Raw genomic sequence first — 10927 nt, forward strand, 5'->3', positions numbered from 1 at the left:
ACTGCGACCAGATCACCGCGTGCGCTGAGTGCGACGGGCGCGTCATCAACGCCCGCGTTCCAAGCGAGCGGGGACTCCACAGTCGTACTCACGCGGCCGCTCCCGCCGTGGCCAGGCAGTCGGCGAAGCCGAGTCCGAGGGCTTCGCGGTCAAGGTTGCGGCCGATGAACACCAGCTTGTTCGTGCGGGGTTCGCCCTCCCGCCAGTCGCGTCCGAAGGTGCCGTCCAGCAGCATGTGCACGCCCTGGAAGACGTACTGCCTGGGCGCTCCGGCGATGGCGAGGATGCCCTTGGAGCGGAACAGGTCGACGCCCTTGGTGCGCAGCAACTGGCCGAGCCAGGCGTTGAGCCGGTCCTCGTCCAGCTCCCCGGTCAGCTCGATGCCGACCGAGGTGACCGTGGCGTCGTGCTGGTGCTCGGTCTCGGTGAGGAAGGCGGGGTCGTCGGCGAGCACTCGCTCCAGGTCGAACGCGCCGACGTCGAGCACTTCGTGCAGATTGATGCGCGCGTGCTGTGCGGGGATGATCCACACTCCGCCGTTGATGGTCCGGATGCGGCGTACGACCTGTCCGATGGTCTCCTCGTCGGCCAGGTCGGTCTTGTTGAGGACGACGCGGTCGGCGAAGGCGATCTGCTCGACGGCCTCGTTCTCCACGCCCTCCGGCTTGACCTCGTCCAGGTGCTGGAGCACGTGGGCGGCGTCGACGAGGGTGACGATGGCGTCCAGCCGCAGCTGGGCGGCGATCTCGTCGTCCATGAAGAAGGTCTGTGCGACGGGTGCGGGGTCGGCCAGGCCGGTGGTCTCGATGAGGATGTGGTCGAACTTCTCGCGGCGCCGCATCAGCGCACCCAGGATACGGATCAGATCTCCGCGCACGGTGCAGCAGATGCAGCCGTTGTTCATCTCGAAGATCTCTTCCTCGGCGTCGAGGACGAGGGCGTCGTCGATGCCGACCTCGCCGAACTCGTTCTCGATGACCGCGATCCTCATGCCGTGGTTCTCGGTGAGGATGCGGTTGAGGAGGGTGGTCTTGCCGGAGCCGAGGAAGCCGGTCAGGACGGTGACGGGCACCCGATCGTCGCGCGGTTCACTGGATTCGGGGGTAGTCAAGTCGATCTCCTAGTCGTTCTGTTCAGGGGCGAGCAGCGTGGCTCGCAGGTCGTCCTCGGTGATCTGGTCGGCGGGGCGGTGCAGGGTCCAGCGGCGGGCGGCGCCCTCCATCGGCAGCACGACGACGACTGTTTCCAGCGGCGGGCAGCCCGGTTCGGTGCAGGCGAGCCGGCGGATCAAGACGGCGGTGTCGTCGTCGAGACCGAGCAGGGCGCGCACGGTTTCCTTCAGCTCGCGCAGCTGCGGGCTGGGCCTCGGATGTCCCGGGCGCGATCCCAGGGGCCCCCATGGCATGGCGGTTCTCCTCCTTCATCCGCGGACGGCCGGCCTCCGTCGGCGCGGGGCCGACAGTCGGCGCAGACGCCGGTGAGTTCGACGGTGTGCTCGACCGCGGTGAAGCCGGTTTCGGTGGCGATCCGGCCCGCCCACTCCTCGACGACCTCGGAGTCCACCGGCCGGCTGCGGCCGCAGTCGCGGCACATCAGGTAGTGGCGGTGCCCGTCGGCCGGGCGCAGCCGGTAGAGCCGTCCGCCGGTCTCGTCGCGTACGACGTCCACGCCACCGTCCGCCTCCAGCTCGCGCAGGGCGCGGTAGACGGTGGTCAGGCCGATCGCGTGGTCACCGGCCACCAGAAGGGCGTACAAGTCCTGGGCCGACACGAAGTCCTGGCAGCCCGCGAGCGCGTACGTGACGGCCTTGCGCTGTCGGGTCGTCCGGCCGCCCATGGTGCATCACCCCCTGTGGCTTCTGGTGGGTCGGCACACACCACCGTAGATGAAAATGAAATCCATGTCCATATGAACTCTGGGTCATGTGTTGCTGCCGGCACCGCCGCAGAAAGTGCCGTCGAAGCGGCCGATGGGAACGGCCCTTCGTACGGTGCGGCGGCATCGAGATCAGGCCTCCTTCCCTTCGTGTCGGGTCTGCGCCAACCGCGTCGCCACGACGTCGTTCGCCGGGTCCTGGGTCCGGTCGACGAGCGTGTGGGGCGGGGCGAGGACCTGCCGGGTGAGGCGTTCCATCAACTCTGGGTCCGTGCCACTGCGGGGACCGGTGAGGTCCACCCGGGTCGGCCGGCGCGGGGCGGGTCTACGGCTCACCTTGACTGCTCCCGCCGGCCGACTCCCGCCCGGTCTGCCGGATGACCTTGCCGAGCATCGTGATCACCAACCGATGAGCAGGCGGCTCGCCTAGGCCTGGGGTCCGCGGCATCGTGGCCTACGCTGCCCTGGAAGGCTTGGCGCCGGCCCGGTTCCGGCACTGGGGCACGATGCCGGTCGACCGCGCGCTCTTGCATACGGCCTACTTCGACGACCCGGACATCCTGGCCCGATCAGCCTTTACATCGAACGGCACATGAATGAGCCGCGACCTTGGCTGTGTCGATTCACCGCTCACTAGCGGCCCGGTCCGGAACCGGCGCTACCGCCGTTCATGGTTCCACCGTCCCGCGAGACCCGAATCGGCGGGAGAATCGGGCGCGTTCACGCTACCGCCTCGGCGAGCATCACCGTAGAACACGCCGACCGGCCCGGCGCCGGTCCCCGCGAGCAGGTCGAGCACCGCCGCCTCGTCCGCCGACTCGGCCCCCCGACCGTCGGCGGTACCCGACGGCCGGCACATACCCCACCGGTCGAGGAACAGCTTCAGCGGCCGGCCGACCTCGGCCTCGTCGGGGCAGCGCAGGTTCCCCATCCGAGCGCCGTGGGTTGCCGCACCGCCGCGCCGCTCGGAGGGCGGAACCGGTCAGCTGAGCCGGTCGACGAGGATCATGGCCACGTCATCCTCCAAAGCGCCTGCGGTGTGACGGAGCAATTGCTGGTGCAGGTGTGCCAGGAAGTGCTGGGGAGCGTCGGCATGCGTCCCTTCCATGATGTGCGCCAGAGGGAAGAAGCCGTTGTCCCGGTTGCGGGCTTCGATCACGCCGTCGGTGTAGAGCAGCAGCCGGTCACCCGGCAGGAACGGATAGCTTTCGGCTTTGACGGGAGGACCCGTGATGAGGTCTTCCAGGCCGAAGGGCGGCAGTGGACAGGTGGGCGTCAGGGCATGAACGGTGCCCTGACGCAGCAGCAGCGGAGGAGGGTGGCCGCGGTTGATCAGTTCCACCACGGGTTCACCCGGCGGCACCTGGGCCATGAGCGCGGTGGTGAATCCCTCCATCAGCGCTTCCTGATCGAACGCACCCGGCATCGCGGCCTCCCGCTGCAGCGCAGCCGCGCAGTGGTTCATGACCTCCACAGGGTCGCCCTCGTAATGCACGGCCTCCCGGAAGGCGCCCAAGGCCACCGCGACCGCGCGCACCGCGTTCAGCCCCTTGCCCCGTACGTCGCCCACGATCATCCGGACGCCGTAGCAGGTCTCAACGGCGTCGTACAGGTCACCACCGACCTGCGCCCCCGTCCCGGCCGCCAGACACAGGCTGGCCGCCCGCACCGGCCCCAGCCGCGCCGGGACAGGCCGCAAGATGACCTCCTGCGCCGCCACCGCGATCCGGCGAACCTGATCCAGTTCGATCCCCCGGCGCCTGGCGATCGCCCTGCTGGTCACGACACTGGCCCCGGACACCAGCACAACCGCCACAAAATTGGTATAGACCGGCTGGGTGCCCCATGCCTGGTTGTAGGTCGCCGTCGTCACGCTCACCGCCAGGGCCAGGGCGGCCGCCGAGACGGTGCCCCTGGGGCCCATCGTCACCGCGGCCAGCGCCGGCGTCGCGGTCAGCACCGGGCCGGTGTACACAAAGTGCGCAGGCGACAGCTCGATGGCCACAACGAGCAGCGCGAGCGCAAAGGGCACACACCGCGCGAGTGCGAGGAAAACCCCGCTCTGGCCGTCCGCTCCCGGTCGACGCGATGAGCGGAAGAATGACCGCATGCCTTCAGCCTGCCCCGGTGCAGGCCAATACTCCACTCACCGCTCTCGCACAACTTCCAGCCGGGGTCGTCCGCGATCCGCTCCGGGGTATCGGCGTCGCCCACCGACGCGATGTCGACATTGCCCCCCTGGTCGGGGCTGTTGTAGTTGTCCAGGACGAGGCCCTTGTGATCGAAAGGCTGGAAGTCCGGCCGCGGGTCCGCCTTCCTGTCACGCGAGCCCTTGCCAGGGCGGTCCTTGGACAGACGCGAAGCAGCGGCGGCGAGAGCCGTACGCCGTTGCTCGAAGCGGGGCCCGTACTCCTTGAGGATCGCCTTCAGGGCCCTGTCCGTGCGCTCCTCCCCACCGGCCCCGCCTCCGCCACAACCGGACAGCAGCATCGCGACCACGACCACCGCCATGCCCAGGGCGGCCCCCTTCCATATCCCCGTGCGCATTGGCCCCCCTCCCCCGTTTCACCACCACGCGGCTTCCACCGACGGGGCACTCGGCTGCCAGACCGACATGGTCAGTCCGACACGATGTCGAGGATCGCCGTGCCGGCCTGGCCGGTCGCCACCTGGATGACCACGGCGTTGGGCTGCCGGCTCGGCCGACCATCTCCCAGGGCGCCGCAGGAGTTTCCGGAGCCGTTGGCGCGCAGGACGGTGATGCAGCCCTGCCCCGGTCCGCCGGCTCCCCCGCTGGAATGGCCGCTACCCGACTTCACTGTGTATTCGACCGTGTTCGGGCCCAACTTGGTCACGGACAGCGTTGCCGGGCCGGCCGGGCCTTTGAAGCGAACCGTAAGGGGGTGGGACACAGCGATCTCACAGTTGCCGTCCGCGCAGGCGCCGACATCCTGCCCGTCTGCCGCCGACATCGAAGGGCCGGCAGAGGTGGTGTGTACGGCGGGCGGGCGCTGTGGGTACTGGGCGGAGGTGGACTCCGTCGCACCGCGTCCACGTGAGGGTTTGCCGTCTGCCCTGTCTGAGCCGCCGCTGCAGCCGGTCACCGCCACAGCAGTGAGGGCAACCAGCGTTACGCCCGCTCCTAAGCGACGCGCACGCGCCCTTCCTGAACGGTGCGCCGATGCTGCCGCGGCCATGGGCCCCCCGTTGTTCCGCATGCCGGTGGCTTCGCCTTCGGTGGCATCTCTTCCCTCGCCCCCACGCCCTCATGTTGGCCGCCGACATGTTATTGGCGACCGTCGCGCGGCCCGCCAGGGCGACCTACTCGCACGGGGCATCTGTCGGCGACCAGGCGTTCGAGAACGGCCCAGCTGTGCCTGTGGTAGAGGGGGCTGTTGCCATGCCGACTGTCTGCACCCGGCGGCTCCCGGTGGACGGCGCGCGGCCTACCGGAACGCGGCGTCAGCGGGCAAAGTGCAAAGGACTGGGCCTGAATGGAGGGGGACGATGCCAGCATCTCAGCACCGTACGAAGCCGTGGCGTACGCCGCGGGCTACAGCCTGCCTGCTCCTGCGGGTCGGCGGAAGTGTTTGCGTCTTCGTCGGCGTGCTGGTGCTGGGGGCGGGGCTGTATTCGCTGGCTCAATCCGGCCGACCTGTCACGTGCGACGGATCGGTCATGCACCCCGGCGAGCAGTGCCTGGTCACGACGGAATCAGCTCGACCACTCGGCACGGCGTGGCCTGGAGCGTGTGGCGCAGATTCATGGGGTAGCTGTGCAGTGCGGCCTTCGCCGCGCTGTACAGCGGGGCGAAGGGCTGCGGGACATACGCTCCGCCCGAGGTGACGTTCACCAGCACGCTGGGGCGGCCGCACGTTGAACACCACGCCAGTGCGTGTCCGTGCGAAGTGCGGCGCGTCAAGACGCGGGGACCGAATCCCGGCCCAGCAAGATCCCGCGTGAGCAGAGCCATCCGCTCTGCATGATCCCGCCACTCCCCGCATCCAGCCGCTGCGGTCACCGTACAGCCGGCCGCCGCGCGCCCCGGCCGGCCTTCGGCACCGGGGATGGTCACCGGAAAAGCCGTCCCTGGCCTTCCTCGGCCGGGGGGCGGCCCGCGCGACCGCTGCCCCGCAGCGGCTGGGAGCTGGCCGTGAGCGGCCGACGACCCGCACATCGGCGGCAACCGTCCGGCCAGCGGCTCGACGATGCGGTCACCAGCGTGTCTGCTTCCCCTCGCCCCGACCGCCCACGGTGATTCACGATGGTGGTGCGGCAGCACACGGCCTGCTCGCGCTACCCGTTCCTCAACGAATGGAGACAGATCATGGCCACCGGCACGGTGAAATGGTTCAACGCGGAAAAGGGCTTCGGCTTCATCCAGCCGGACGACGGCGGACCGGACGTGTTCGTCCACTACTCGGCCATCGCCGGCGGCGGCTACCGGGAACTCGGCGAAGGCCAGAAGGTCAGCTTCGACATCACCCAGGGGAACAAAGGCCCGCAGGCCGAGAACGTCACCCCGGCCTGATGAGGAGCCCAAAGAGCCGAGCCCGCGGCTGACGTCGTCATGCCGGCCGGCGGGGTCAGGGGCTACGCGCTGCGCTGCGAGGCACTGACGTCCGCCAGGGCGGAGTCGGTATCGCGTTCCACAGCCAGGTCCCCAAGCGAGACGATACCCACCGGCCGGCCCTCCTCGATCACCGGAAGACGGCGCACGGCTTCGCGCATCAGCTGGACCGCCCGGTTGATGCCGTCCTCCGGGCGAGGCTGACCAGATGCTCGCTGCACGCGCCGGGCTCCCGCGCAGGACCTACGCGCCGAGTCAGGTGGCAGTCGGTCTGCTCGCCCATGCGGTATGTGGCCGGCGGCTCGGCGTCTTCTTGGCGGCCGTCTTCAGGGCGGCGCGAGGACCGCTTTCCAACCTCAGTGTCAATACCCGCCACATCGATGGCTCCCGCCCGCGAGCCGCATTGCCCCCGATGGCCGCGCCCACGGCCCGCCCTGTAGCCCGGGCACCCCCCCGGAAGCGGCGTGCAAGACAGTCGGCCAGGTCCGGCTCGCCGAACAAGGCGGGAGCCGGACGGCAGCCGGCTGATGATCTGGTTCAGCTCCCCGCCCGGGCGGGGTCACGGCGGACGGGCTCAGGAAGTACCGCGCGCGTTTCGGTCCGCGGCGTCGGCGGCTTGGAGCTCCACGGCGGGGACCAGGCCGTCGAGCACCGGCAGTGCCGCCGCCAGGGTCTCCCGGTCGGCAGCGGGGAGGGCGCCGACGGCTCGGGACAGCGCCGAGGTGCTGGCGCGGTCGTAGCGGGCCAGTAGATCGAGGGCGCGGGACGACGGCGTCAGGACGACGGCCCGGGCGTCGTGGGGGTCGGGGGTGCGTTCGACGAGGGCCGCCGCCGCCATCGCCTTCACGAGGTTGCTCACCGTGGAGGGCGCGATCCGCAGCCGGGCCGCCGCCTCGCGCGGCGCGAGGGCACCTTCGGCGGCCAGGACGCGCAACAACTCGATCTGCGCCTCGGGAAGCTCGGGGAGGCCCTCGACGCTGCGGGTGGCCCGGAACACGGCGCGCCGCAATGGGCCGAGCAGCCGTCCGAGTTCGAGGGCGACCTCGTCGGGGTCACGGCCGTTGCTGCTGTTCATGGTGCCATTGTGCCGACTCCCCCAGCTTGATCATTTTGTCGCAAAACTATTTTGTGACAAAATCGAATCGGCGGCCGGACCGACCGCCGGTTACAAGCAAGGCAAGGAGCACCACCATGAGTACGGCAGCACCCCAGACCACGGTCCACAACCCCGTCCCTGCGCAGGACCTCTCCGGCATCGTCGGTCACCGCTTCATCTACACGTACGCCAACGGCTGGCAGTACGAGATGTACGTCAAGAACGCGACGACCATCGACTACCGCATCCACAGCGGCCATGTCGGCGGGCGTTGGGTCAAGGACCAGAATGTGGACCTGGTCCGGCTGACCGAGGGCGTCTACAAGGTGTCCTGGACCGAGCCGACCGGCACCTCGGTGGTCGTGAACGTGGTCCCCGCCCAGCGCGTGCTGCACGGCGTGATCTTCTTCCCGGACTGGATCCGCACCCACGGCGAGCGGACCGTGTGCTTCCAGAACGACCACCTGGACGAGATGCGGAAGTACCGGGACGACGGCCCGACGTACCCGATCTACGTCGTGCCGGAGTTCGCCCGGATCACCCTCTTCGAGTACGTCGGCGAGAACGACGAGGACGTGGTGTCCGTGGCGCCGGGCGACCTGCCCGAGGGCTGGTCGGACCGCACGGACTGACGGCTGACGGGCCACGCGCTCACCAGCGACAACTTCATCCCGCAGCCCCGCAGCCCCCAGGGCAGCAGGCCGAGAGGATTCGCCTGTGCGTCTTTCCCGGCGGCCGCGGTCACTGCCGCCCCCTTCGCCCTCCTCTTGCCCTCCGTCGCGGCCGGCGCCCACGCCGCGGAGCCGGCATCCAGCTACACCCTGCTGCTGGCCGAAGGCGAGCCACGGGTCGTAGGGCGGAAGGCGAAATCGACGTCGTCCCAGACGACGGGTGACCGCTGGTGGCCGGTGGGACTCACCACGCCCAGCGGGCCCCGCCAGGCGGCGAAGAAGGCGGTGACGGCGGTCTGTCGCCAGCGCTCTGGACTCTGGCTCGTCGCTCACTGATTCCGCCGGAACTCGAGTGGATGTCCCCCGGAGGCTGTCGGAGCCGAGTCCGTCTTCGAGGCGCCGGCCGACACCACCACACACGCCCTCGCGTCCTACGTCCACGTCTCTGCGCGGGCCGGCGACGGCATCATGTGCCTGTCCGTACACGACGACGGGGTAGGAGGCGCCGCACGGGAATGTGACTCAGGGCTGATGGTCCCCACCGGCAGAAGAGTGATCATATGCGTCCGACAGGCTGGCAACCGTCGCCATCAGGTGTGAGCGATTACGCGGATGGCGCGAGCGTCACTCGAATGCCCCGTTCCGGTCACCCGCTTGGGCGATCTCACCGAGCCCGTCCGGATCGCATCGTGAACGGTTTGACCGTAGGCCCCGAGTGAAAGCGAGATCGGCATGACGGCATCTGCCATACGAGGAGCGCTGCTGGGCACCCGGCGTCGACGCATTGCAGCGGCGGGATGGGCGGCAGCCGTCCTGTGTGCCGTGCCCGCGGCCCCCGCCGCGGCGCAGAGCGCGCCGAGCGGTGCCGCGCCGACCATCGTCCTCGTGCACGGCGCGTTCGCAGACGGTTCCAGTTGGAACGGGGTGATCGAGCGGCTGGAGCGCCGCGGCTACACGGTCATGGCTCCGGCCAACCCGCTGCGCGGTCTGCAGAGCGACGCCGCATACATCAGCTCGGTGCTGAAGTCGATCAAGGGTCCCGTCCTGCTGGTCGGCCACTCCTACGGTGGTGCCGTCATCAGCTCGGCCGCGGCGGGCAATGCACAGGTGAAGTCGCTGGTGTACATCAATGCGCTGATGCCCGATGTCGGCGAGAGCGGCATGTCGCTGTCCGCCCGCTTCCCCAGTGCTCTGGCCACCGCCACCGAATCGGTGCGATACCGCACCGGCGTCACGAGCGGCACCGATCTCTACCTGAAGCGGAACAAGGTGCACCCGGTCTTCGCCGCCTGTCTGCCGGCGGCCCAGGCGAACCTGCTGGGCGTCACCCAGCGACCGGTCGCCACGGCCGCGTTCTCCGAGAAGGCCAAGGTCGCCGCGTGGAAGGACATTCCGTCCTGGGCCCTGGTAGGTCGCCAGGACATGACCATCACCCCGCAGCAGGAGCGCTTCGAGGCCAAGCGGGCCCACTCCCACACAGTGGAGATCGACTCCTGTCACGTCTCCCTCATCGCCCGCCCCGACGCCGTCGCCGATCTCATCCTCAAGGCGGCGGGCGCGGCCGGCTCCACCCCGCAGCCGGGGACCAGTGGGAGCAACGGGCGCATCAAGTAGGACGGCCGTCCCACGAGACCGGCCTCGCCCATCCCACACGGCAAGCGCCTCCCGGCTCAGACACCGGCGTTGGGTCTCCGGATGTGCTTCCGTGGCACGTGCAGAGGACCGCGAGCTTGTCGTACCGCGCCGCGACGACCCGGTGCTTCTTGAGGCGATCGGTGCCGAACTCGACGGCGCGCCGCTCCTGTTCCTGGTGCTCGCGTCATCGCCTTCGGCCTGTTGCCAGGCTCGAAGAGCGGGAAGCGTGCGCCGGTCGACCAGGGTCTCGGGAGTGCTCAACGGCAGGCGGTGCGCGGAACCCACCGCCTCAGTGCCGGTGACCTGTGGCAGCGAGGATTGGTGGTGTTCACCGAAGGCTGACCGGGTGTTGTCGCCCTATGAGTAAAAGAACTCATGACACCCACCGAGCTGCGGGGAAAGATCGGGGGATGACAATGCCAAGGAAGACGAGAGCCCGGGTCGGGATGCTGCCGTTGGCGGCGATGGTCCTGCTGACGGCGGGGTGCGGAACGCAGCGGGCAGGGGACACCGCCGACGCGTACCGACGTTTGCATCCAACGCCGACCGGCATATCGACGCCGAGTACACCAGCCGACTTCCCTTGCCGCGGCGAGAGCCCCGAGCCGACGGCGAGCACGGCTGCCAGTACCCCGAGCTCAACCGAGCCGCCGACCGACCACTACGCCGAAAACCACGGCTTCAAAGTTCCCATCCCGCTCCACGGCCAGAGCCGCTGCGACGGACTCACCGCCGTCGGACGCATCAAGAATGCACTCGAACCGCTGCGCCAGCGCGGCGACTTCGCCCCGGACAGCGTCCGCACCGCGCTCACCAGCCTCGGCTACTCCGCTGAAAAGGTGCAGACGTACCAACATGGGTCCGCCGGGGTCGGTTTCCTCATCGACATCGGCGCCTCACCCTGGTGTGTGGAGGGCACGATGAGCAGCGACTCCACCAAGGCGGACGCCTTCGGCGGCTACCCCGACGGCACCGGTTGTGAGCCCCCGAGCGGCGGCCACTGATCACAGTCCTCCGCCAGTGCACAACCACCAACGTCCGCATCCCGTCTGGGGATTCGAGGCAGCGCCCGACCGCGGG

General features: G+C 69.4%; 14 protein-coding genes and 2 pseudogenes. 4 read left to right on the plus strand and 12 right to left on the minus strand.

The genetic code is table 11. The annotated features are described in order from the left end of the window. Positions 1-88 precede the first annotated feature (88 nt). The 9 genes from AB0950_RS32085 to AB0950_RS32125 form a co-directional block, all read right to left on the minus strand. Positions 89-1111 carry a GTP-binding protein gene (locus tag AB0950_RS32085; protein ID WP_366779980.1) on the minus strand — a complete coding sequence of 341 codons (1023 nt, stop codon included), beginning with the start codon at positions 1109-1111 and terminating at the stop codon, positions 89-91. A gap of 9 nt (positions 1112-1120) precedes the next feature. Next, positions 1121-1330, minus strand: coding sequence for a hypothetical protein (locus tag AB0950_RS32090; RefSeq protein WP_360160388.1), 210 nt, complete (start codon positions 1328-1330; stop codon positions 1121-1123). Between the two features lie 8 nt (positions 1331-1338). Further along, the gene (locus tag AB0950_RS32095; RefSeq protein WP_366779981.1) at positions 1339-1836 is read right to left on the minus strand and encodes a Fur family transcriptional regulator; all 498 of its coding nucleotides are present in this window, start codon (positions 1834-1836) and stop codon (positions 1339-1341) included. Between the two features lie 171 nt (positions 1837-2007). Further along, positions 2008-2211 carry a hypothetical protein gene (locus AB0950_RS32100; RefSeq protein WP_366779982.1) on the minus strand — a complete coding sequence of 68 codons (204 nt, stop codon included), beginning with the start codon at positions 2209-2211 and terminating at the stop codon, positions 2008-2010. Positions 2212-2533: 322 nt separating this feature from the next. Continuing rightward, the gene (locus AB0950_RS32105) at positions 2534-2806 is read right to left on the minus strand and encodes a hypothetical protein (RefSeq protein WP_366779983.1); all 273 of its coding nucleotides are present in this window, start codon (positions 2804-2806) and stop codon (positions 2534-2536) included. 51 nt (positions 2807-2857) lie between these two features. Next, positions 2858-3880 (minus strand): PP2C family protein-serine/threonine phosphatase, encoded by a 1023-nt coding sequence (locus AB0950_RS32110; RefSeq protein WP_366779984.1) that lies wholly within the window; start codon positions 3878-3880, stop codon positions 2858-2860. Further along, the gene (locus AB0950_RS32115) at positions 3829-4386 is read right to left on the minus strand and encodes a hypothetical protein (protein WP_366779985.1); all 558 of its coding nucleotides are present in this window, start codon (positions 4384-4386) and stop codon (positions 3829-3831) included. The genes AB0950_RS32110 and AB0950_RS32115 overlap by 52 nt, the downstream gene beginning before the upstream one ends. A gap of 107 nt (positions 4387-4493) precedes the next feature. Then, entirely contained in the window at positions 4494-4847 is a 354-nt protein-coding gene (locus tag AB0950_RS32120) for a hypothetical protein (RefSeq protein WP_360160384.1), read from the minus strand. Between the two features lie 731 nt (positions 4848-5578). Beyond that, a complete protein-coding gene (locus AB0950_RS32125; protein WP_366779986.1) occupies positions 5579-5728 on the minus strand; it encodes a hypothetical protein in 150 nt (49 codons plus the stop codon). Positions 5729-6202: 474 nt separating this feature from the next. Between AB0950_RS32125 and AB0950_RS32130 the strand changes: the two genes are divergently transcribed. Next, complete coding sequence (locus tag AB0950_RS32130) at positions 6203-6406, plus strand: cold-shock protein (RefSeq protein ID WP_360160429.1); 204 nt, start codon at positions 6203-6205, stop codon at positions 6404-6406. 62 nt (positions 6407-6468) lie between these two features. Here AB0950_RS32130 and AB0950_RS32135 read toward each other — a convergent pair. Both AB0950_RS32135 and AB0950_RS32140 read right to left on the minus strand, forming a co-directional pair. Further along, positions 6469-6639 (minus strand): annotated as a pseudogene (locus AB0950_RS32135) (CBS domain-containing protein); the annotation flags it as partial. 380 nt (positions 6640-7019) lie between these two features. Next, positions 7020-7520 (minus strand): MarR family winged helix-turn-helix transcriptional regulator, encoded by a 501-nt coding sequence (locus tag AB0950_RS32140; protein WP_360160382.1) that lies wholly within the window; start codon positions 7518-7520, stop codon positions 7020-7022. Between the two features lie 116 nt (positions 7521-7636). Here AB0950_RS32140 and AB0950_RS32145 point away from each other — a divergent pair, with 116 nt between their 5' ends. Beyond that, complete coding sequence (locus AB0950_RS32145; protein WP_360569463.1) at positions 7637-8173, plus strand: phenolic acid decarboxylase; 537 nt, start codon at positions 7637-7639, stop codon at positions 8171-8173. Positions 8174-8362: 189 nt separating this feature from the next. Here the strand turns inward: AB0950_RS32145 and AB0950_RS32150 are convergent. Further along, positions 8363-8469, minus strand: a pseudogene (locus AB0950_RS32150) (oxidoreductase); the annotation flags it as partial. A 565-nt stretch (positions 8470-9034) separates the two neighbouring features. On the opposite strand from AB0950_RS32150, the gene AB0950_RS32155 reads away from it, so the two are divergent. After that, positions 9035-9826 (plus strand): alpha/beta hydrolase, encoded by a 792-nt coding sequence (locus AB0950_RS32155; RefSeq protein WP_366779987.1) that lies wholly within the window; start codon positions 9035-9037, stop codon positions 9824-9826. Positions 9827-10311: 485 nt separating this feature from the next. Further along, complete coding sequence (locus AB0950_RS32160) at positions 10312-10851, plus strand: hypothetical protein (protein ID WP_366779988.1); 540 nt, start codon at positions 10312-10314, stop codon at positions 10849-10851. Positions 10852-10927 lie beyond the last annotated feature (76 nt).

Origin of the sequence: Streptomyces sp. NPDC007189 (genome assembly GCF_040703635.1) — a bacterium.
Classification (GTDB): Bacteria; Actinomycetota; Actinomycetes; order Streptomycetales; family Streptomycetaceae; genus Streptomyces.